This window comes from Streptomyces sp. 3330 (genome assembly GCF_031456635.1).
GTDB lineage: Bacteria > Actinomycetota > Actinomycetes > Streptomycetales > Streptomycetaceae > Streptomyces.
This window is the reverse complement of record NZ_JAVDVA010000018.1, coordinates 1-21,656: the sequence shown is the minus strand read 5'-3', so window position 1 is coordinate 21,656 and position 21,656 is coordinate 1. Positions and strand designations below refer to the sequence as shown.

19 protein-coding genes and 1 rRNA gene are annotated in these 21,656 nt (G+C 73.2%); 4 read left to right on the top strand and 16 right to left on the bottom strand.

All coding sequences use genetic code 11. The features are described 5' to 3' along the window. Window positions 1-79: 79 nt before the first annotated feature. Window positions 80-706: an NUDIX hydrolase gene (locus J2X68_RS27040; RefSeq protein WP_310435176.1), complete on the bottom strand. Its 627-nt coding sequence runs from the start codon at window positions 704-706 to the stop codon at window positions 80-82. A 92-nt stretch (window positions 707-798) separates the two neighbouring features. Further along, entirely contained in the window at window positions 799-2,463 is a 1,665-nt protein-coding gene (locus J2X68_RS27035) for a CTP synthase (protein WP_310435175.1), read from the bottom strand. Between the two features lie 469 nt (window positions 2,464-2,932). Between J2X68_RS27035 and J2X68_RS27030 the strand changes: the two genes are divergently transcribed. Further along, window positions 2,933-4,735 (top strand): glycoside hydrolase family 15 protein, encoded by a 1,803-nt coding sequence (locus J2X68_RS27030; protein WP_310435331.1) that lies wholly within the window; start codon window positions 2,933-2,935, stop codon window positions 4,733-4,735. Between the two features lie 393 nt (window positions 4,736-5,128). Continuing rightward, a complete protein-coding gene (locus J2X68_RS27025) occupies window positions 5,129-6,772 on the top strand; it encodes a PucR family transcriptional regulator (protein WP_310435174.1) in 1,644 nt (547 codons plus the stop codon). 3 nt (window positions 6,773-6,775) lie between these two features. Here the strand turns inward: J2X68_RS27025 and J2X68_RS27020 are convergent, their stop codons facing one another. The 7 genes from J2X68_RS27020 to J2X68_RS26995 all read right to left on the bottom strand — a co-directional run bounded on the left by J2X68_RS27020 (window position 6,776) and on the right by J2X68_RS26995 (window position 13,107). Continuing rightward, complete coding sequence (locus tag J2X68_RS27020; protein ID WP_310435173.1) at window positions 6,776-7,903, bottom strand: glycosyltransferase family 4 protein; 1,128 nt, start codon at window positions 7,901-7,903, stop codon at window positions 6,776-6,778. Between the two features lie 209 nt (window positions 7,904-8,112). Next, entirely contained in the window at window positions 8,113-8,454 is a 342-nt protein-coding gene (locus tag J2X68_RS40335; RefSeq protein ID WP_399040926.1) for a hypothetical protein, read from the bottom strand. Window positions 8,455-8,486: 32 nt separating this feature from the next. After that, window positions 8,487-8,870 (bottom strand): hypothetical protein, encoded by a 384-nt coding sequence (locus J2X68_RS40330; protein ID WP_399040924.1) that lies wholly within the window; start codon window positions 8,868-8,870, stop codon window positions 8,487-8,489. Between the two features lie 282 nt (window positions 8,871-9,152). Further along, window positions 9,153-10,871 (bottom strand): DNA repair protein RecN, encoded by a 1,719-nt coding sequence (recN, locus tag J2X68_RS27010; RefSeq protein WP_310435330.1) that lies wholly within the window; start codon window positions 10,869-10,871, stop codon window positions 9,153-9,155. A 157-nt stretch (window positions 10,872-11,028) separates the two neighbouring features. After that, complete coding sequence (locus J2X68_RS27005; RefSeq protein ID WP_310435172.1) at window positions 11,029-11,934, bottom strand: NAD kinase; 906 nt, start codon at window positions 11,932-11,934, stop codon at window positions 11,029-11,031. Further along, window positions 11,931-12,746, bottom strand: coding sequence for a TlyA family RNA methyltransferase (locus J2X68_RS27000; RefSeq protein ID WP_310435171.1), 816 nt, complete (start codon window positions 12,744-12,746; stop codon window positions 11,931-11,933). Before J2X68_RS27000 ends, J2X68_RS27005 begins: the two co-directional genes overlap by 4 nt. 55 nt (window positions 12,747-12,801) lie before the next feature. Further along, a complete protein-coding gene (locus J2X68_RS26995) occupies window positions 12,802-13,107 on the bottom strand; it encodes a hypothetical protein (protein WP_310435170.1) in 306 nt (101 codons plus the stop codon). A 42-nt stretch (window positions 13,108-13,149) separates the two neighbouring features. Between J2X68_RS26995 and J2X68_RS26990 the strand changes: the two genes are divergently transcribed. Beyond that, a complete protein-coding gene (locus J2X68_RS26990) occupies window positions 13,150-13,497 on the top strand; it encodes an alkyl sulfatase C-terminal domain-containing protein (protein ID WP_310435169.1) in 348 nt (115 codons plus the stop codon). On the opposite strand, the gene J2X68_RS26985 is transcribed toward J2X68_RS26990, so the two are convergent. The 4 genes from J2X68_RS26985 to J2X68_RS26970 form a co-directional block, all read right to left on the bottom strand. Beyond that, window positions 13,481-14,365, bottom strand: coding sequence for an ABC transporter ATP-binding protein (locus J2X68_RS26985; protein WP_310435168.1), 885 nt, complete (start codon window positions 14,363-14,365; stop codon window positions 13,481-13,483). The two genes, J2X68_RS26990 and J2X68_RS26985, sit on opposite strands and share 17 nt — an antisense overlap. Further along, complete coding sequence (locus tag J2X68_RS26980; protein WP_310435167.1) at window positions 14,362-15,423, bottom strand: iron chelate uptake ABC transporter family permease subunit; 1,062 nt, start codon at window positions 15,421-15,423, stop codon at window positions 14,362-14,364. The genes J2X68_RS26985 and J2X68_RS26980 overlap by 4 nt, the downstream gene beginning before the upstream one ends. Further along, window positions 15,420-16,463, bottom strand: coding sequence for an iron chelate uptake ABC transporter family permease subunit (locus J2X68_RS26975; RefSeq protein ID WP_310435166.1), 1,044 nt, complete (start codon window positions 16,461-16,463; stop codon window positions 15,420-15,422). The genes J2X68_RS26980 and J2X68_RS26975 overlap by 4 nt, the downstream gene beginning before the upstream one ends. Before the next feature lie 117 nt (window positions 16,464-16,580). After that, on the bottom strand, window positions 16,581-17,609 hold the full coding sequence (locus J2X68_RS26970; protein WP_310435165.1) for an HAD hydrolase-like protein: 1,029 nt from the start codon (window positions 17,607-17,609) through the stop codon (window positions 16,581-16,583). A 73-nt stretch (window positions 17,610-17,682) separates the two neighbouring features. Here J2X68_RS26970 and J2X68_RS26965 point away from each other — a divergent pair, with 73 nt between their 5' ends. Beyond that, a complete protein-coding gene (locus J2X68_RS26965) occupies window positions 17,683-18,966 on the top strand; it encodes a DUF1015 domain-containing protein (RefSeq protein WP_310435164.1) in 1,284 nt (427 codons plus the stop codon). A gap of 68 nt (window positions 18,967-19,034) precedes the next feature. On the opposite strand, the gene J2X68_RS26960 is transcribed toward J2X68_RS26965, so the two are convergent. From J2X68_RS26960 to rrf, 3 genes are all read right to left on the bottom strand, one after another. Continuing rightward, entirely contained in the window at window positions 19,035-19,877 is an 843-nt protein-coding gene (locus J2X68_RS26960; protein WP_310435329.1) for a tetratricopeptide repeat protein, read from the bottom strand. Then, a complete protein-coding gene (locus tag J2X68_RS26955; RefSeq protein ID WP_310435338.1) occupies window positions 19,769-21,166 on the bottom strand; it encodes a hypothetical protein in 1,398 nt (465 codons plus the stop codon). The genes J2X68_RS26960 and J2X68_RS26955 overlap by 109 nt, the downstream gene beginning before the upstream one ends. A 199-nt stretch (window positions 21,167-21,365) precedes the next feature. Next, window positions 21,366-21,482: ribosomal RNA gene (gene rrf / locus J2X68_RS26950) — 5S ribosomal RNA — on the bottom strand. Window positions 21,483-21,656: the final 174 nt, after the last annotated feature.

Here is a 21,656-nt window from a genome sequence, read left to right as displayed (position 1 = left end):
GTCCTCGGGCGGAAGGCCCGGAGCGGACCCCGGGGCGGGCGGGCTCAGGACGGCGGGCGCGGGACGCCGGCGGAGGACGTCACGCCTCGAACGGGCGCGCCGGCCAGGGCGCCTCGGCCGGGCGCAGCGCGTCGAGTCCGTCGCCGTTGCGCGCGGCGACCAGGGAGAGCACGCCGACCACGAGGCAGTTGCTGTGCAGATCGCCGGCGAGCACGCCGCGGACGAGCTCGTCCAGCGGCACCCGCGCGTGCTCCATGTCGGCCTCCTCGTCCTCCACCGCGAAGCGCTCCCCGTCGGCCTCGGACAGGTCGCGGGCCAGGAAGACGCGCACCGACTCGTCGCAGCCGCCCGCCGTGGGGTAGACGTCGGTCAGCACCCTCCAGTCCTCGGCCTTGACGTGCGCCTCCTCGTACAGCTCGCGCTGGGCGGCGTGCAGCGGGTTCTCGCCGGGCACGTCGAGCAGACCGGCCGGGATCTCCCACAGCTTCTGCCCCACCGGGTGGCGGTACTGCTTGATGAGCAGGACACGGTCCTCCTCGTCGAGGGCGAGGACGCCCACGGAACCCGGGTGGACCTGGAAGTCCCGGCGGACCACCGAGCCGTCGGGCATGACCACCTCGTCCGTGCGGACGGAGGTCTTGTTGCCGACGAAGGGGGTCTCGGTCGACCGGACCTCCCACGCCTCGGGGGTGTCCTTGATCGTCATGCCATGCGTCCTTCCACGTGCCACGTGCGCAAACGAAAACCGGGGTGCCCACCCTTGAAGGTTTGCACCCCGGCCACCGTACAACTGGTGTGTTACTTAGACGTCTTCTCCACCTCGAGGGTCCGCTGGACCGCGGCCTTCACCAGGCCGGCGAACAGCGGGTGCGGACGCGTGGGCCGCGAGCGCAGCTCGGGGTGGGCCTGCGTGGCGACCAGGTACGGGTGGACGTCACGCGGGTACTCGACGTACTCGACGAGCTTGCCGTCCGGCGAGGTGCCGGAGAACAGGATGCCCGCCTTCTTCTCGAGCTCGGCGCGGTAGGAGTTGTTCACCTCGTAGCGGTGCCGGTGGCGCTCCTCGACGTACTCCTTGCCGTCGTACACCTCACGGACGATGGAGCCCTCGGCCAGCTTGGCCGGGTACATGCCCAGGCGCATCGTTCCGCCCATGTCGCCCTCGCCGGCCACGATGTCGAGCTGCTCGGCCATGGTGGAGATGACCGGGTGGCCGGTGGCCGGGTCGAACTCGGTGGAGTTGGCGTCGCCGATGTCGGCCAGGTTGCGCGCGGCCTCGATCACGATGCACTGCAGGCCCAGGCACAGGCCGAGCAGCGGGATCCGGTTCTCCCGGGCGTAGCGGATCGCGCCGACCTTGCCGAGCACACCGCGGTCGCCGAAGCCGCCGGGGATGCAGATGCCGTCGACGTCCTCGAGCTGCGCCTTGGCGCCCGCCGGGGTCTTGCAGTCGTCCGACGTGACCCACTTGATCTTGACGCGGGCCTTGTTGGCGAAGCCGCCGGCGCGCAGCGCCTCGGTGACCGAGAGGTAGGCGTCGGGCAGGTCGATGTACTTGCCGACCAGGGCGAGGGTGACCTCGTGGTCGGGGTTGTGGACGCGGTCGAGCAGGTCGTCCCAGGTCGTCCAGTCCACGTCGCGGAACGGCAGGTCCAGCTTGCGGACGACGTACGCGTCCAGGCCCTCGCCGTGCACGGTCTTCGGAATGTCGTAGATCGAGCGGGCGTCGGGGCAGGCGACCACCGCGTCCTCGTCGACGTCGCACATCAGCGAGATCTTGCGCTTGATCGCGGTCGGCACCTCGCGGTCGCAGCGCAGCACGATCGCGTCCGGCTGGATACCGATGTTCCGGAGCGCCGCGACCGAGTGCTGGGTCGGCTTGGTCTTCAGCTCACCCGAGGGGCCGATGTACGGAAGGAGCGAGATGTGCACCACGAAGACGTTGTCCCGGCCCACCTCGTGACGGACCTGGCGGACCGTCTCCAGGAACGGCAGCGACTCGATGTCGCCGACCGTGCCGCCGACCTCGGTGATCACGACGTCGACCTCGTCCGTGGCCATCCGCCGGATGCGGTGCTTGATCTCGTTGGTGATGTGCGGGATGACCTGCACGGTGTCGCCGAGGTACTCGCCGCGCCGCTCCTTGGCGATCACCGTCGAGTAGATCTGGCCTGTAGTGACATTGGCGGAGCCGTCCAAGTCACGATCGAGGAAGCGCTCGTAGTGTCCGATGTCCAGGTCGGTCTCGGCGCCGTCGTTGGTGACGAACACCTCACCGTGCTGGAAGGGGTTCATCGTGCCCGGGTCGACGTTCAGGTACGGGTCGAGCTTCTGCATCACGACGCGCAGACCCCGCGCCTTCAGCAGCATGCCGAGGCTGGAGGCCGTCAGACCCTTGCCGAGCGAGGAGGCGACACCCCCGGTGACGAAGATGTGCTTGGTCGTCGTGGATTTGGGCGTCATGGCCAAGAGGGGGCTCCCGTGGTCGCGATTCGTAGGTGCGGTTCGGGGGCTTCGAGACCACCGGTCCACGGGCTACCAGGGTATCAGCGCCTCGGGGAGATGGCTTCCGGCCACGCTCCGCGCACGGGCCGACACGGGCGGCCCCCGCGCACCGGTTTCTCACCCGCTGCTCACCCGTTCGGCCCACCCGCGTTGTCCGGAGCGGCACGCAGATCATCTACGTGCGTCGTATCCTGCTCGGACACTCGCTGCCGAGCCCGGTCGGCAAGACGGCACACCCCAGTCCGTATCCCCACCGGAACAACGAGAGCTCGTCAGTTCGTTGAGCAGAAATCAGCGTTTTGCCTAGATGGCTGAGCGGCTGCTTTGCTTCAGCGCTCAACGACGCATTACAAACGACCCCTTGACCGCACTAGCGACAGCCCCCGTTCCGCATGGGGGTGACGTGGCCGTTCGACTGGAGTTGCACGTGGCCGGGCGCATCGAAGATTACGCACTCATCGGAGACATGCAGACCGCCGCGCTGGTCTGCCGGGACGGCACAGTCGACTGGCTGTGCCTGCCCCGCTTCGACTCGCACGCGATCTTCGCAGGTCTGCTCGGCACCGAGGAACACGGGTTCTGGCGCCTCGGCCCCGCGCACGCCTCCGACGCACCGCCGCCGACCGCGGCCCGGCGCACCTACCGGGGCGACTCGCTCATCCTGGAGTCCGAGTGGGACACCCCGCGCGGCACGGTCCGGGTGACCGATTTCATGCCCCCTCGTGACGGCGCGCCCCAGCTGATCCGGATCGTCGAGGGCGTCTCGGGCCGCGTCCCGATGCGCTCCGCGCTGCGGATGCGGTTCTCCTACGGCCGGGTCGTGCCGTGGGTGCACAAGCACGAGGGCCGCACGGTGGCCGTCGCGGGCCCGGACTCCGTGTGGTTCGACACCGAGTGCGAGACCTACGGAAAGTCGCTGACCACGTACGCGGACTTCACGGTCGCGCCGGGTGACCGGATCGCGTTCACGATCTCGTGGGAGCCCTCGCACAAGGAGCCGCCGGCGCTGCCGGAGCCCGAGCAGTCGCTCCAGGCGACCGAGGACTTCTGGCGCGAGTGGGTCGAGCACTGTACGTACCACGGCCCCTACCGCGAGGCCGTGATCCGCTCGCTGATCACGCTCAAGGCGCTGACCTACGGCCCGACCGGCGGCATCGTCGCCGCGCCCACCACCTCCCTGCCCGAGGACATCGGCGGCGTCCGCAACTGGGACTACCGCTACACCTGGCTGCGCGACGCGGCCATCACGCTGTCCTCGCTGCTGCGCACCGGCTACCGCGAGGAGGCCCGCGCCTGGCGCGAGTGGCTGCTGCGGGCCGTCGCCGGCGACCCCGAGAACCTGCAGATCATGTACGGCATCGCGGGTGAGCGCGAGCTGGGCGAGGCCGAGCTGGACTGGCTGCCCGGCTACGAGAACTCCGGCCCGGTCCGGGTCGGCAACGGCGCCGCGCACCAGCTCCAGCTGGACGTCTACGGCGAGGTCACCGAGGCCCTGCACCTGGGCCACATGACGGGTCTGGCCCGCAACGACTACGCCTCCCTGCTCCAGCTCAAGCTGATCCGCTACCTGGAGCAGCACTGGGACGAACCGGACGAGGGCATCTGGGAGGTGCGCGGTCCGCGCCGCCACTTCGTGCACTCCAAGGTCATGGCCTGGGTCGCCGTCGACCGCACGATCAAGCTGATCGAGTCCGGCGACGCTGACGGCCCGCTGGAGAAGTGGCGCGAGCTCCGCGACGACATCCACCGGGACGTGTGCGAGAAGGGCTACGACAAGGAACGCAACACCTTCACGCAGTCCTACGGCTCCAAGGAGCTGGACGCGTCCCTGCTGCTCATCCCGCAGATGGGCTTCCTGCCCCCGGACGACAAGCGCGTGATCGGCACCATCGAGGCGATCCAGCGCGAGCTGTCCACCCCGGACGGCTTCATCCTGCGCTACCCCACCTCGGGCGGCGACGAGGGCGTCGACGGCCTGCCCGGCGACGAGGGCGCCTTCCTGGCCTGCTCGTTCTGGATGGCGGACGACCTCGCGATGATCGGCCGGGTGGACGAGGCTCGCAAGCTCTTCGAGAAGCTGCTCTCCCTGCGCAACGACCTCGGTCTGCTCGCCGAGGAGTGGGACCCGCGCCTCCAGCGCCAGGTCGGCAACTTCCCGCAGGCCTTCAGCCACGTCCCGCTGATCGACACGGCCCTGCGTCTCACGGCGTCGGGGGCGTACGGCGGCTGACGAAGCCGCCGCGGGCCCGCCCGGGCCTCTCCGGCCGGTCTCGTCGCGTCCGCGGCACGACCGGCCGGAGAAGGCCGTCCCGGGCCGGGAGCCCACAGCCCCGTGCCCGACGTGTTCCGCGCCCGGGGTCGGGCCGACGGGCACGAAGGCGTCCGGGGCCGGTCTCCCACCCGCCCGCACCGCCCGGTGGCCGAGCCGGTCCGCGAGCCGCCGCGACCCGCAGCGGCTCCTCCACGGGGCTGTCGTCCGCACGGGCCACAGCCGCCACGCGGCCACCACGCGGAAGTCCCCGGTCACCGCACCGAGGTCCGTGGTCCGCCGCCGGCCGGCGCCGCGGACCCCCTGCCGGGACGGAAGTGTCACCGGGACGTCCGCGCAGGTAGCGTCCGCTGCATGGACAGCCGCACGGACCCCCGTTTCGACAGCCAGAGCGCCGGCATCACCGTGCGACGCGCGCTGGAGCTGCCCGGCCTGCGCAGCGGGCTCCCCGAGATCCTCGCGGGCGCCGACCGGCTGGGCCGCACGGTGCGCTGGGTGCACGCGGGCGAGGTCCCGAACATCGCGTCGCTGCTCAAGGGCGGCGAGCTGCTGCTGACCACGGGTTACGGCCTCGGCACCCGTCCCGCCGAGCAGCGGGCGTTCGTCCGCACGCTGGCCGAGCGGGGCATCGCGGCCCTGGTGATCGAGCTGGGCCCGCGCTTCACCCGTCTGCCCGCCGCCCTGGTCGAGACGGCGCGCGCGACCGGGCTGCCCCTGGTCCAGCTGCACCGCGAGGTGCCGTTCGTGACGGTCACCGAGGAGATCCACACCGAGATCGTCAACGGGCACTACGCGCTGCTCCAGCAGGCCGAGGAGGTGCACCGGCGCTGTACCGAAGCGCTGCTCGGCGGGGGCGGGATACCGCAGGTCCTGGGCATCCTGGCGGACTTCAGCGGCAACCCCGTCTTCCTGGAGACGACCGAGGGCCAGCTCCTGTACGCCGCCGGAGCAGGCCCCGAGGGCGCGGACCCGCTCCAGGTGTGGGAGGGCCTGCGCGGGCCGCACAAGGACGCGCCGCCGCCCGCCGGCTCGGTGCTGGTGAACGTGCCCGGGGGCGGGCCGGGGGCGGGTTCGGTACGCGCCCGGCTCGTGCTGCTGCCCGTGCGCGCCCCTCTCGCACCGGTGCACCGGATCGCCGCCGAGCGGGCGGCCGGGATCCTGGCCGTGGTGCTGATGCAGGCCCGCCAGGAGGAGGAGCTGGCGGCACGCGGCCGGGGCGACTTCCTCACCGACCTCGCCGAGGGGCGGATCGCCGCGGAGGACGCTCCGGCGCAGGCGCGCGTCCTCGGCTTCAAGCCCGGCGCCAGCCCGCTGCTCCCGGTCGTCATGCGGCTGGGCGACGGTCTCTCCCCCGGCGGCGGCTGGGCGGTGCTGGCGCGGGCGGTCGCGGAGGAGCTGGCCTCGGTGGGTGTGCCCGTGCTGCTCGGTGTGCGTCCGGTGGAGGGCCGGGTGCCGTTGCTGCTGGGCCTGCGGTCGGAGTCGGAGCGCGCGGCGGTGGCGGACCGGGTCGCGGCGGCGCTGCGGGCCGGGGTGGAGCGGGCCGGGATGCAGCGGCCGGGGGCCCAGCCGCCGGTCGTGGTGGTCGGGGTGGCGGGCGGCTGGGCGGCCGCCTCGGCGGGCCTCAGACACGCGGCGGAGACGGCGACCGCCGCCCAGGGCCTGTCGGACCGCCCCTGGTACGACGCCCGCCGGCTGGACATCGACCTTCTGCTGTGGCGGCTGCGCGAACACCCCGACCTGGCCGCCTTCGTGGACCGCGCGATCGGCCCGGTCCGCGATCACGACCACCGCTCCAAGCCGCCCCTGCTGCCCACCCTGGAGACCTACCTGGCCCACGCCGGCCGCAAGGCGGAGACGGCCCGCGAACTGCATCTGAACCGCCAGACGCTGTACAACCGCCTGGCCCGCATCGGCGAGTTGCTCGGCACCGACCTCGACGACCCGCAGACGGTCCTGGCGTTGAGCCTGGCCCTGCGGGCCCGACGCCACGTGGCGTGAGGATCAGATCATCGGCTGGGGCTGCGTCAACTCGTCGTAGACGCTGAGCACCTGGGCGACCGTCTCGTCCTCGGTGGGCCAGCCGGCCGCCTGCCGGGTGCCCAGGTCCCTGAGGCGTTCGGCCCGTGCGGGGTCGTCGAGGAGGCGTACGGCGGCTGCGGCGAAGGCCGCCGGGTCGTGCGGCGGGACCAGTTCGGCCGCGTCGCCGACGAGTTCGCGGATGCCGCCGGTCAGCACGGCGACGAGCGGCACGCGCGCGTGCAGGGCCTCCTGGGCCAGGACCGACCGGGACTCCTCGCCGCCGGGCAGCAGCGCGAGGTCGGCGGCGGCGAGCAGCTCGCTCACGTCGTCACGGAGCCCCAGCAGCCGGACGGGCAGCTCCTCGTCCTCGATGCGGCGCTGGAGTTCCGCCCGCTGCGGCCCCTCCCCCGCCACCGCGACCAGCGGCACGGGGTCGAGGCCGCGCCAGGTCCGCGCGGCGTCCAGCAGCAGACCGTGTCCGCGGTGGCGGTCCAGTGAGCCGACGGCCATGAACAACGGGCGTCCCATGGCGCCGAGTTCGGCCCGGAGCTTCGAGGACGGCCGCTCGGACTCCTCGGTCCCCTCGGTCCGGCGGGGCCGGGGCAGCGCCACGGCGGCGAGCCGGGCGTCGCGCGCGCCGGTCCCGCGGGCCCGGTCGACGAGGTCGGAGGTGGTGCCGAGGACCACGGTCGCCGTTCGCGCGACCCGCCGTTCCAGCAGCCGCAGCAGATGGGCGCGGGCCCCCTCGGCGTGCGCGCGGTTGTGCCAGGTGACGACGAGCGGGGTGCGCCGGCCGCTGAGCGCGAGGACGGCCCGGAACGAGGCGTGCAGTCCGTGCGCGTGGACGAGGTCGGCGTCCGTGCAGGCCGCGCGGAGCGCCGCCACGGACCCCGGATCGCTGCTGCGCGGCACGTGCACGTGTTCGGCGCCGGCGCCCGTGAAGTCGTAGGTGTCATCGGCCTCGCCGGGGGCGCACACCGTCACCCGCACGCCCCGCGCGACGAGCCCCGCGGCCAGGGAACGCACGTGCGCGCTGCTGCCGGCGTTGCCGCCGCCCAGCACCTGCACGGTGCGCAGCGACGACTGGCCGTGCGGTGAGTGGCTGCTCACGTGGCCGGGGCTCCTGGTTCGGCGTCGGACGGTCACGAAGAAACGTACAGAAGGACCGGGCGGAGGGGTGGACCGCTGGCGTTCCTCCACGCACTACGCCCAAGGATGCCAGCACGTACGGGTGTTCCGTGCCGCCGAGCGCCCTGACACCCGGTCACAGGGGCCCCCGCGCCACCCACACGGGTGAGACAACTCGGGGTTCCGTTCGATTACCCGAGCGCCGACCACACCGCTTCGCTCACCCGCTCCCCCCACACCGTCGCGGCCACCACGGCGGCGGCGTGCGCGATCAGGCCCGCACGGCCGTCGCCGGCCACCACCACCGCCCCGAGCAGCGCGCCGAGCGCGTGTGCCCGCTGTCGCCGAGCATCTCCCGCCCACAGATCCTCGGGCAGAACGGCGGCGGCGGCGCCGACCGCCGCGGCGGACAGCTCTCCCGCCGCCCCCGCGCGCAGCAACCCCGGTGCGCCCAGGGCGAGAACGGCGCCCGCGGCCCGTCCGGGACGCACGTCGACGAGGTTGACGAAGTGCGCGGCCCCGGCGATCACCACCCCGGCCAGCACCTGGTCCGGGAGCCGTTCCTTCAGCAGCGCCCCGCGACCAGCCCGGCCGCCGAGATCCCGAACAGCTGCACGGCCCCGCTCGTGACCTCGCCCTCGCGCAACGCGCCCAGGTGGGCCCGGAAGCCCCGCCGCGCGTCACCGGCGCCGACGACGTCGTCGTACGCCCCGCAGACCCCGGCGGCGGCCACGGCGAGCGCGGCGGCCGGGGCCGTCCGCCCGGCCTTGAGCGCGGCCGCCAGGCCGACGGCGGGGCCGGAGTACAGCCCGACCGTCCGCCCCGCGTGGTTCTCGCGCTCCCGGCGTGCGCGCCCGCCCGGCGCCGCGGCGCGCAGCGCCACGGTCGTCCCCCGGGTCAGCCCGGCCGCCACGGCGAGCGCCGGACCCCGTGCCCTCAGTGTGAACATGCCCTCACCCCAGGGAAGGGCGGGCGGCCGCCCGGCGGGGGGGGGCCGGGCGGGGCCGCGGCGCCCCCCGCGCCGGGGCCGCCCCCCCCCCGGGCCCCCGGGACCGCGGCGGGGCCCCCGCGCGCGAGGGGGGCACCCGGGCCGCCGGGCCACCCGGGGCGCCCCGGGGGCCCCCGGGCCCGCCCGGCCCGGGGCGCCGGGGGGCCCCCCCCCCCCCCCCCCCGGGGGGGGGGGGGGGCCCGGGGGGGGGGGGGCGCGGGGGGGCGGCGCCCCCCCCCGCCGCTAGGCGTCCGCGCGCGCCGTGGCCAGCAGTTCCTCGGCGTGCGCCCGGGCCGTCTCGGAGTCCTCCTGGCCGGCGAGCATCCGGGACAGCTCCCGGATACGGTCCTCGCCCTCCAGGACCTTCACGCCGGACCGGGTCACCGACCCGTCGTTGGTCTTCTCGACCAGCAGCTGCCGGTCGGCGAAGGCGGCGACCTGCGGAAGGTGGGTGACCACGATGACCTGGGCGGTCTTGGCGAGCCGGGCCAGGCGCCGCCCGATCTCGACCGCCGCCTTGCCGCCCACCCCGGCGTCGACCTCGTCGAAGAGATATGTCGGCACCGGATCCGTGCCCGCGAACACGACCTCGACGGCCAGCATCACGCGCGACAGCTCACCGCCGGACGCGCCCTTGGCGATGGGCCGCGGCGGCGCGCCCGGGTGCGGGGCGAGCAGCAGCTCGACCTCGTCCGCACCGGCCGGCCCGTAGGCGACGGTACGCCCGCCGACCTCGACGCCCTCCGGGTCCTCGGTCTGCCGGATGTCGAACGACACACGCGCGTGCGGCATGGCGAGCGAGGCCAGCTCGGAGGTCACGGCGGCGGCGAACCGCTCGGCGGCCTCCGTGCGCGCGTCCGTGAGCGCCTGCGCCAGCCCGCCGAGTTCGCCGCGCAGCGCGTCCCGCTCGGCGGTCAGCTCGTCGATGCGCTCGTCGTCGCCGTCCAGCTCGGTGAGCCGGGCGGCGCTCCGCTCGGCCCAGACGAGCACGGAGTCCACGTCCTGCCCGTACTTGCGGGTGAGGGCGGTGAGCGCGGCCCGCCGCTCCTCCACCGCCGACAGCCGCAGCGGATCGGCGTCGAGGTCGTCGGCGTAGCCCGCGAGCTCGCCCGCCACGTCGCCGAGCAGGATCCCGATCTCCCCGATCCGGTCGGCGAGCGCGGCCAGCGCCGGATCGTGCGACCTGACGGCCTCCAGGGCCCGCTGCGCGCCCGCGACGAGCGTGGTGGCCTCGATGCCCTCGGGGTCCTCCGGGTTGCCCGCGAGGGCGGCGTGGGCGGCCGTGGCGGCGGACGACAGCGCTTCCGCGTGCCCGAGCCGCTCGGCCTCCTCCGCCAGCTCCACGTCCTCCCCGGCGCGCGGTTCGACGCCGGCGATCTCGTCGAGCCCGAAGCGCAGCAGGTCGGCTTCCTGGGCCCGCTCACGCGCGCGCGTGACGATCTCGTCCAGCTCGACCGCGACGGACCGCAGCCGCCGGTAGGCCTCGGTGTACTTGGCGAGCGGCACGGCGACCGCGTCGCCCGCGTACCGGTCGAGGGCCTGTCGCTGCCGGGACAGCTTCAGCAGTCCCTGCTGGTCCGTCTGCCCGTGGACGGCGACCAGCTCGTCGGCGAGCTCGGCGAGCACGCCCATGGGCACGCTCCGCCCGCCCACGTGCGCCCGCGACCGCCCCTCGGCGGAAACGGTACGGCTGATGAGCAACGCCCCGTCGTCGAGCTCGGCCCCGGCCTCCTCGGCCCGTACCACCACCGGGGCGTTCGGGGGCACGGAGATCCGCCCCTCCACGACCGCCTTCTCGGCGCCGATCCGCACGAGCGCGGGATCAGCGCGCCCGCCCAGCAGCAGCCCGAGGCTGGTGACCACCATGGTCTTGCCCGCGCCCGTCTCACCCGTGACCGCGGTGAAGCCTGGCGACAGCTCGACGACCGCGTCGTCGATGACTCCGAGCGACCGTATCCGCATCTCCTCCAACACGGACAAGACCTTACGAGGTCGGGGGGAGGAAGTGCGACGCCCCCCGGCCCCGTAAGGGGAACCCGCAGGTGAAGAATGTGTATCGACGGCGCCATGTCACCCGGGTGAGTGGAGTTGCGCCCGGGGCGCCGGGCCGTGCGCACCGCTAGTGACGGGCCCCTCGCCATCCGGAGACGGGCAGCGCGAACTTCGCCACCAGGCGGTCCGTGAACGACGCGTGATGCAGCCGGGCCAGCCGGACCGGCACCGCGCCCCGCCGCACCTCCACCCGGGCGCCGGCGGGCAGCTCCACGGTCCGCCGCCCGTCGCACCACAGGACGCCCGGCGGAATGTGCGGCAGCACCTCCACCGCGAGCACGGAGTCGGGCGAGGTCACCAACGGCTTCGCGAACAGCGCGTGCGCGCTGATCGGCACCATCAGCAGGGCCTCGACCTCGGGCCACACCACGGGCCCGCCCGCCGAGAAGGCGTAGGCGGTCGACCCCGTCGGCGTGGACAGCACGATCCCGTCGCAGCCGAACCCGGTGACCGGCCGCCCGTCGATCTCCAGCACGACCTCGAGCAGCTTCTCCGCGCCCGCCTTCTGCACGGCCGCCTCGTTGAGCGCCCAGTCGGTGTGCACGATGTCCCCGTTGCGATGCACGACGACGTCGACGGTCATCCGTTCCTCGACCTCGTACGACTTCGTCACCACCCGGTCGACGACCTTGTCGAGGTCGTCGCGCTCGGCCTCGGCGAGGAAGCCGACGCTCCCCAGGTTGACGCCCAGCATCGGCACCCCGGACGCCCGCGCGAACTCCGCGCCGCGCAGCAGCGTGCCGTCGCCGCCGAGGACGATGAGCAGCTCGCACCCCTCCAGGCACTGCGGGGTGGCCTCGGAGACCAGCTCCACCTCCTCCGGGAGCGGCAGGTCGGCGGCCTCGTACTCCAGGACGCGCACCCCGATGCCCTCACGCAGCAGGCCCTTGACGACCAGCTCGGCGCTGCGGATGGCCGCGGGCCGCCCGGTGTGGGCCAGCAGGAAAACAGTACGAGCTCGGTTCTGAGTCAACGCGGCCCCTCCGCAACTGCACGGTCAACGTCGGCCGGGTCGAGGGCAGGCGCCCCGGCCCTGAGCCACAGAAAGTACTCGACATTGCCCGAAGGCCCGGGCAGCGGGCTGGCGGTGACGCCCTTCACCCCGAGCCCCAGGTCCCACGCCTTCCGGGCCACGCCCCGCACCGCTTCGGCCCGCAGCTGCGGACTCCGGACGACACCCCCGCTGCCGAGCCGTTCCTTCCCCACCTCGAACTGGGGCTTGACCATCATCACCAGGTCCGCGTCCGGCGCGGCGCAGCGTGCCAGGGCGGGCAGCACCAGCCCCAGCGGGATGAAGGACAAGTCCCCCACGACAAGATCCACAGGCTCCCCATCGATCGCTTCAAGCGTCAACTCGCGTACGTTCGTACGGTCCTTGACGGTGACGCGTTCATCGCTCTGCAGAGACCACGCGAGTTGTCCGTAGCCGACGTCCACGGCGACCACGTGCGCGGCGCCCGCCCGCAGCAGCACATCGGTGAAACCGCCGGTCGACGCGCCGGCGTCCAGCGCCCGGCGTCCCTCCACCAGGAGCCCCTGCGGCACGAAGACGGCCAGCGCGCCGGCGAGCTTGTGGCCGCCCCGGGACACGTAGTCGGGGTCGTCGCCGTCGACGGCGACGACGATCGCGGCCGCCGTCTCGACCTGGGTGGCGGACTTGGTCGCGACGGTCTTGCCGACGGTGACCCGCCCGGCGGCGATCAGCTGGCCGGCATGCTCACGCGAACGCGCGAGCTTGCGGCGGACCAGCTCCGCGTCCAGACGGCGTCGTGCGACTCCTGCCACGTTCGGTTCAGCTCCTAGTGCGGTGCGCCATTCGAAAGGTGGGACCCGAAGGGTCTCATCGAGGGGCGGTGGTCGGGTTGCGGGCGGGGACCGGAGGTCCCTGGCGGGCGTCGAGCGCGGTGAGCGCGTCGCGCAGCCCCCGGTGTACATCCTCGTACACCTCGACGTGTCCGTCGGTGGCGAGGTGGTCGGCGTCCGCCAGCCGGTCCAGCAGCGCGTCCGCCTCCGGGTTGCCCGTGGGCGTCCGCGGGACGCCCAGCGGGGCGGGAGCGGCGGGATCCTGCTCCTGCTCCTCGGGCACGGTCTCCGGGGCACTCTCCGGGGCGGTCCCCGTCCCCGTCTGCGGCGCTGTGTCGCTCATGCGAAGACGCTACCCCGAACGCCTGGGGTACCGTCGGTCGCGATGGCCACGATCGAGGAGTGCCACGCCGCACTCGAGAAGCTCTCGGACACCATGCGCAGCGCCACGGGGGACGTCCGCACGGCAGCCGCCCTGGACCGTTCGGTGAGTTGCCGGATCACCGACCTGGACGTGACGTTCGTCGGCAGGATGACGGACGGCCGGATCGTCGTGCAGGACACCCTGCAGGGGCCTCCGGCGGAGAAGGCCCAGATCAGGCTGACCATGACGGGCGACGACCTGGTCGCGCTGGTCGCGGGCGAGCTGAACTTCGCGAAGGCCTGGGGCTCGGGACGGGTGAAGCTCGAGGCGGGGCTGCGCGACCTGTTCCAGCTCAGGAGACTTCTGTAGCGACCGCCCGCTCGACCCGTGCGCGCGCCTTCCGCGCCGCCGGGACCACCAGCGGGGTTCCGGTCTCCGGGTCGTCGATGACCTGGCAGCGCAGCCCGAAGACCTCCTCCACCAGAGCGGCGGTGACGATGTCCTTCGGCGCGCCCTGCGCGATGACCTCGCCGCCCTTCAGCGCGATCAGGTGGGTGGCGTAGCGGGCCGCGTGATTGAGGTCGTGCAGCACCGCGACGAGCGTGCGCCCCTGCTCCTCGTGCAGCTCCGCGCACAGGTCCAGCACGTCGATCTGGTGCTGGATGTCGAGGTAGGTCGTCGGCTCGTCGAGCAGCAGCAGCGGGGTCTGCTGGGCGAGGGCCATCGCGATCCACACGCGCTGGCGCTGACCGCCGGACAGCTCGTCGACATAGCGGTCGCCGAGCTCGGCCACCCCGGTCTGCGCCATGGACTCCCGTACGATCCGTTCGTCCTCGGCCGACCACTGGCGCAGGATGCCCTGGTGCGGATAGCGGCCACGGCCCACCAGGTCGGCGACGGTGATCCCGTCGGGCGCGATCGACGACTGCGGCAGCAGTCCGAGCGTGCGCGCGACCTTCTTCGCGGGCAACGACTGGATGACCTGCCCGTCGAGCAGCACCCGGCCCTGACTCGGCTTCAGCATCCGTGACAGCGCCCGCAGCAGCGTCGACTTGCCGCAGGCGTTCGGGCCGACGATCACCGTGAAGGAGCGGTCCGGTATCTCCACCGACAGCTGTTCGGCGATGACCCGCTGGTCGTAGGCGAGGGTGACGTTCTCGGCGGACAGGCGGTTCACGGTGCTCCTTGGATCGTTCCGGTCGGCCGGGCGGTCTTTCTCGTCGGTCGCGCCGCTCATATCCGGCCCGCCCTGCGCTCGGTGACGAGGAGCCACAGCAGGTACACCCCGCCCAGCACACCGGTGACCACGCCCACCGGCAGCTGTCCGTCGCCGAAGAGCCGTTGCGCGGCCCAGTCGGCGGTGACCAGCAGGGCGGCGCCCATGCACAGGGACGGCACGAGGTTGGGCCCGGGCGAGCGCGTCAGGCGCCGGGCGAGCTGCGGGGCGGTGAGCGCCACGAAGCTGACGGGCCCGGCGGCGGCGGTGGCGGCCGCGGTGAGCAGCACGGCGCAGACCATCAGCACCAGCCGGACGCGCTCCACACGCACCCCCAGCGCGTGGGAGACGTCGTCGCCCATCTCCATCATCCGCAGCCCGCGCGCGTTGGCGAGCACGAGCGGCACGAGCACGCACGCCAGCGCGAGCAGCGGCCAGACCTGCTTCCAGTCCCGGCCGTCGAGGGTGCCGGTCATCCACACGACCGCGCGGGCCGCGTCGACGAAGTCGGCCTTCGTCATCAGATAGCCGTTGACGGCCGTCGCGATCGCCGAGACGCCGATGCCGACGAGGACCAGCCGGTACCCGTGGACGCCCTGTCGCCACGCCAGCAGATAGATGAGGGCCCCGGTGACCAGGCCGCCCACCAGCGCGCCGACGGTCACCTGGGCGGCGCTGCCGGAGAACAGCACGATCATCACGAGAGCGCCGGCCGTCGCGCCCTGTCCGAGCCCGAGCACGTCGGGGCTGCCCAGCGGGTTGCGGGACACGGCCTGGAAGAGCGCGCCGCCGAGCCCCAGCGAGGCCCCGACGAGCAGACCCACGAGGACCCGCGGCAGCCGCAGCTCGTTGACGATGAACTCCTGGCCCGCGTCGCCGTCCCCGAGCAGCGTCCTGACGACGTCCCCGGCCGGGATCGGGAAGTCGCCGGTGCCGATCAGCAGCACGCTCGCGGCGAGCGCGACCACCACCAGCGCGGCGACGGCGACCAGCGCCCGCGGCTCCACCCGGACGGAGAACCCGCCCGGGGTGCGCAGCGCCCGGGGACGGCGACGGGTGATCTTCTGCGCGGTCCTCACAGCTGGGCCGTCCTCCGCCGTCGTACGAGAAAGATGAAGACCGGGCCGCCGATGATCGCGGTGATGATGCCGACCTGGACCTCCGAGGGCCGGGCGACGACCCGCCCGACGACATCGGAGACCAGCAGCAGCACCGGCGACAGGACGGCCGCGTACGGCATGATCCAGCGCAGGTCGGGACCGGTGAACGAGCGGACGATGTGCGGCACCATCAGCCCGACGAACACGATCGGCCCGCAGGCGGCGGTCGCGGCCCCGCACAGCACGGTCGCGGCCAGCATCGCCAGCGCCCGCGTGCGGTTGAGGTGGGCGCCGAGCGCCTTGGCGGTGTCGTCGCCCATCGCCACGGCGTTCAGCGGCCGGGCGAGGACGAACGCGAGGAGCGTGCCGACGACCAGGAAGGGCAGCACCTGCCGGATGGTCCCGTCGGTCGCCGTGGACAGCGAACCGACCGTCCAGAACCGCATCCTGGCGAGCGCCGCGTCATCCATGATCATCACGGCCTGGAGATAGCCGTACAGCGCGGCGCTGATCGCCGTGCCGGCGAGCGCGAGCCGCACCGGCGTGGCTCCCCGGCTCCCGCCGAGGAACCAGACCAGCGCACCGACGGCGGCCGCCCCGAAGAAGGCGAACCACACATAGCCGGTCAGGCTCGTGACGCCGAAGTAGGTGATGGCGGTGACGACGGCCGCCGACGCGCCCGCGTTGATGCCGAGCAGCCCCGGATCGGCCAGCGGATTGCGCGTCAGCGCCTGGAGGACGGCCCCGGACAAGCCGAGCGCGGCCCCGACGAGCAGCCCCAGCACGGTCCGTGACAGCCGTTCGTCGACCACGACGTCCGCGTAGGTGCCCGAGTCCTGGAACAGCCCGTGCAGAACCTGCGCCACGGACAGTTCCTTGGCCCCGACGGCGATGCTCGCCACCGCCACCAGCAGCAGGACCGCCACGGCGGCGAGCAGCCCGACGGAACGTATCGCCCGGCGTCGGGGCGGCGCGGGGGCGGTCTCCGCGCGCTGTTCGGGAACACTGTCGACCAACACGCAGTTAGGTTAGCCTACCCTGCCAATGCGTCTCGATCCCTGGTCACGGCCCGTGCCGGCGTTCACCACATCACCCCGTCACGGTCGCAGCGCCCGCGCCTCTTCCGGCGCTCCGGTTCACCACCCCAGCCGCGCCAGCGCCTTCTCCCCGTCCAGCTCACACGTGCCCTCACCGGCGGCCGTCCAGGCCGCCGCGCACAACGCCCGCAGCCCGTCGACGGCTTCGCCGTCCCCGGCCAGCTCCAGGCTTTCCGCCCCCGCGCTCGCCGTCCAGCCGCCGCACCGGAAACCGTCGCCGTCCACGGCGACCTCGGGCTGACCCGTGAGCATGCCCCGCAGATCCCTGTCGACGTACGTCGGCCGGTGCTGCGGCGGCGCGGTGAGCAGCTGCGCCCCGTCGGTGACACCGGTGAGGACGAGCAGCGAGTCGACCTCGCCGTTGAACGCCCCCTCGATATCGGTGTCCAGCCGGTCCCCGACGACCAACGGCCGCTCGGCGCCGGTCCGCAGGATCGTCTCCCGGTGCATGGGAGGCAACGGCTTCCCCGCGACCTGGGGCTCGGCACCGGTCGCGATCCGCACGACCTCCACCGCCGCGCCGTTGCCCGGCGCGATGCCACGCCCGCTGGGAATCGTCAGATCGGTGTTGGAGGCGAACCACGGCACCCCGCGTGCGACGGCGTACGACGCTTCCGCGAACCGTCCCCAGGGCAGATCGGGCCCGCCGAATCCCTGCACCACGGCCGCCGGATCGTCGTCGGCGGACTCCACCGGCTCGAGCCCGCGCTCGCGCAGTGCGACCCGCAGCCCCTCGCCGCCGATCACCAGCACCCGCGCGCCCGCCGGCACCTGCTCACTGATCAGCCGCGCGACCGCCTGCGCCGAGGTGATGACGTCGTCGGCGCCCGTCGGTATCCCCAGCTCCGTCAGGTGACCGGCCACCGCGTCCGGCGTCCGCAGCGCGTTGTTGGTGACGTACGCGAGGCGCATCCCGCCCGTCCGCGCGGTCGCCAGCGACTCGACGGCGTGCGCGATCGCGTCGCCCCCCGCGTACACCACCCCGTCCAGGTCGAGCAGCGCCGTGTCGTACGCCTCGCTCAGGGCCTGCCCACTGCCCTCGGGCCTCGTCCTGACGCTCCGGCTCATTCCACATCGCTCCTCGTTCGCTCGGCTTTCCCCCGATCATCCCGCATGCCACCGGCGGACGTACGATGCCGGGATGAACTCAGCAGGTCACTCGGAAGCGACGGCGCCCCGAGGCCTGGAACTCACCCCGTTCCGAGGCCTGCGCTACGACCCCGACCGGGTCGGCAGTCTCGCCGCCGTCACCTCCCCGCCGTACGACGTCGTGGTCCGCCCCGACGGCCTGCACCACCTCCAGGACGCGGACCCGTACAACATCGTCCGCCTGATCCTGCCCCAGGCCACCACGCCCGCCGCCCGCAACGAACAGGCCGCCGCCACCCTGCGCGGCTGGCGGTCCGAGGGCGTCCTGACCGCGGACCCCGAACCCGCCCTGTACGTCTACGAACAGCGGCACGCGGACGGCATGCTGCAGCGCGGCCTGATCGGCGCCCTGCGCGTCTCGGAGCCCGCGGAGGGAGTCGTCCTTCCGCACGAGGACGTCATGCCGCACGTCGTGGCGGACCGCGCGGCCCTGATGCGCGCCACGCACGCGAACCTCGAACCTCTCCTGCTCACCTATCGCGGCAACGGCGTCGCGGCGGAGACGGTGGACCGCGCGGCGGAACGCCCCCCGCTCCTGTCCACCACCACCGAGGACGGCTACAGCCACCGGCTCTGGGCCATCACCGACCCCGCCGACACGGCCCGCGTCCTCGAGGACCTCGCCCACCACCAGGCCCTCATCGCCGACGGTCACCACCGCTGGGCGACGTATCTGCGTCTACGCGCGGAGCACCCCTCCCCCAGCCCCTGGGACCACGGGCTGGTCCTCCTGGTCGACACCGCCCGCTACCCCTTGCGCGTCCGGGCCATCCACCGCCTCCTGCACGGCCTGCCGGTCGCCGACGCCCTCGCCGCGCTCGACGGCAGGTTCCGCGTCCGACGCCTGGACCTCCCCCTCGCGCAGGCCCTCGACGCCCTCGCGGACGCGGCCTGCGCGGGCAACGCGTTCCTCCTCGCGGGCGACGGCGCCTTCCACCTCGTCGACCGACCGGACCCGGCGCTCCTGGACCGCACGATCCCGGCCGGCTTCCCCGAGGCCTGGCGCACCCTGGACGCCACGGTCCTGCACGCCACACTCCTCGACCACGTCTGGCACATCCCCGAGGACGACCCCACCCGCATCGCCTACATCCACGACACCGCCGCGACGGTGCGCAAGGCGGAGCGCGACGGCGGTACGGCGGTCCTCCTGCACCCCGTCCGCGAGGAGGTCGTGCGCGATCTCGCCCGGCAGGGCGTCACCATGCCCCGCAAGTCGACGTCGTTCGGCCCGAAGCCGGCCTCGGGCCTGGTCCTGCGCGCACTCGACCTCTGAAACGCACGAAGGGGCGGGATCCGGTGGCCACCGGATCCCGCCCCTTTCGCCGCTCCTAGCGGTGTACGTCAGTCCTCGTCACGGTCGGCGCGCTCGGCGTCGCCCCGCGCGGCCGAACCCTCGACCGAGTTTTCGGCCTCGTCCGCTTCCGCCGCCTTCTCGACGACCCCGCCGGACTCGGAGTCAGACACGACCTCGTGCCCGGTCTCTGTGTCGTGCTCGGTCTCGCTCTCGTCCAGGGCGTCGACGAAGTCCACCCCGTCCATCTCGGCGAGCCGGTCGGAGGCGTCCGTGCTGCCGTCCCGGTCGGCCTCGAGGGCCTTGGCGAACCACTCGCGTGCCTCGCCCTCACGCCCGGCGGCGAGCAGCGCGTCGGCGTACGCGTACCGCAGCCGCGCGGTCCACGGCTGGACGGAACCGGCGGCGAGCTCGGGGCTCTGCAACGTCACGATGGCCGCGTCGAGCTGACCCATGTCACGCCGGGCGCCCGCCGCGACGAGCCGCATCTCCACCTGGCCGGCCTTGTCGAGCTTGTTCACCTCGGGAGCGCCGGCCATGTCGAGCGCCTTCTCCGGCCGCCCGAGCCCACGCTCGCAGTCGGCCATGACGGGCCACAGCTCGACACCGCCGTTCATCCGCCGCGCGGCCCGGAACTCGGCGAGCGCCTCGCTGTACCGCTGGGTCGCGTACGCGGCGAACCCGCCGGCCTCCCGTACGGCGGCGACGCGCGAGGCGAGCCGCAGGGCCACCTTGGAGTACCCGTAGGCGCCCTCGGGGTCCTCGTCGATCAGCCGGGCGACCATCACCAGGTTCTTGGCGACGTCCTCGGCGAGCGTCTTGGGCAGGCTCTGGAGCTCCTGCCGTACGTCCTTGTCGATCTCGTCGCCGGTGACGTCCTCCGGGATCGGCAGCCGCTTGATCGGCTCGCGGTCCCGGTCCCGCTCGTCACGGAAACGAGGCCCGCCACCACGCCGGTCGTCCCGACGGTCGTCCCGCCCGTCACGACCCCGGAACGAGCCGGACCCGCCGGGCCGTCCACCACGGTCGTCCCTGCGGGGACCGCGGGAGCCCCGGTCGTCCCGGGGCCCACGGAAGCCACCGCGCTCCCCCCGGCTGTCGTCACGCCGCCCGAAACCACCACGGTCGTCACCACGCCGGTCGTCGCGGCGCTCGTCCCGCCGGTCATCGCGACGGAACGGAGGACGCTCACCCCGGTCGTCCCGACGGTCGTCGCGCCGGTCGTCCCGACGGAATGCGGGGCGCTCACCCCGGTCGTCACGGCGATCGTCGCGCCGGTCGTCCCGACGGAACGCGGGGCGCTCACCCCGGTCGTCACGCCGGTCGTCCCGCCGGTCATCGCGACGGAACGCGGGGCGCTCACCCCGGTCGTCGCGGCGATCGTCGCGCCGGTCATCGCGACGGAACGGAGGACGCTCACCCCGGTCGTCCCGACGGTCGTCGCGCCGGTCGTCCCGACGGAAGGCGGGGCGCTCACCCCGGTCGTCACGGCGGAACGGCGGACGCTCACCGCGGTCGTCGCGACGCGGCCCACGGTCACCGCGGTCATCGCGCTGGAACGCCGGACGAGAACCGCGGTCACCCTCACGGCGGTCGTCCCGGCGGTCGTCCCGGCGGAAGGCCGGACGGTCACCCCGGTCGTCGCGACGCGGCCCACGGTCACCGAACCCACCACGGTTGTCGTCGCGCCGGAAGCCGCCACCACGGTTGTCGTCCCGCCGGTCATCGCGACGGAAGGGAGGACGCTCACCCCGATCGTCACGACGGTCATCGCGCCGGTCGTCACGACGGAACGGAGGACGCTCACCCCGGTCGTCCCGACGGTCGTCGCGCCGGTCGTCCCGACGGAACGCGGGGCGCTCACCCCGGTCGTCACGGCGGAACGGCGGACGCTCACCGCGGTCGTCGCGACGCGGCCCACGGTCACCGCGGTCATCGCGCTGGAACGCCGGACGAGAACCGGAACCACCACGGTTGTCGTCGCGCCGGAAGCCGCCACCACGGTTGTCGTCACGCCGGTCGTCCCGACGGAAGGGAGGACGCTCACCCCGATCGTCACGACGGTCATCGCGGCGATCGTCACGACGGAAGGCGGGACGGTCACCCCGGTCATCGCGCCGGCCGGAACCGCCGCGGTCGTTGTCGCGGCTGAATCCGCCACGGTCTCCGCGGTTACCGCCACGGTTGTCACGGTCCCCACTGTCCCGTCGCCGCTGGTCGCGCTCCGGTCGATCGTCGGGAGAGTTGGTGGACATCGGGTGACTCCTGTCTTCGGTACCGCAAACATTCTCGCGCACCCGGGTACCCGGCGCGCTCCAGAAAAACAAAAAGGACCCCTGGTCCCCAGCTGAACGCTGGGACCAGGGGTCCTTCCAAAGATTGTTCGGCGGTGTCCTACTCTCCCACAGGGTCCCCCCTGCAGTACCATCGGCGCTGTGAGGCTTAGCTTCCGGGTTCGAAATGTAACCGGGCGTTTCCCTCACGCTATGACCACCGAAACCCTAATGGTTTCGAGCGAACAAGCACACTTTTTACTTGTTTTCAGCTCTAGCCGGCAACAGTCGTTGCCTCAGAACTAACACAGTGGACGCGAGCAACTGAGGACAAGCCCTCGGCCTATTAGTACCAGTCAGCTTCACCCATTACTGGGCTTCCACATCCGGCCTATCAAC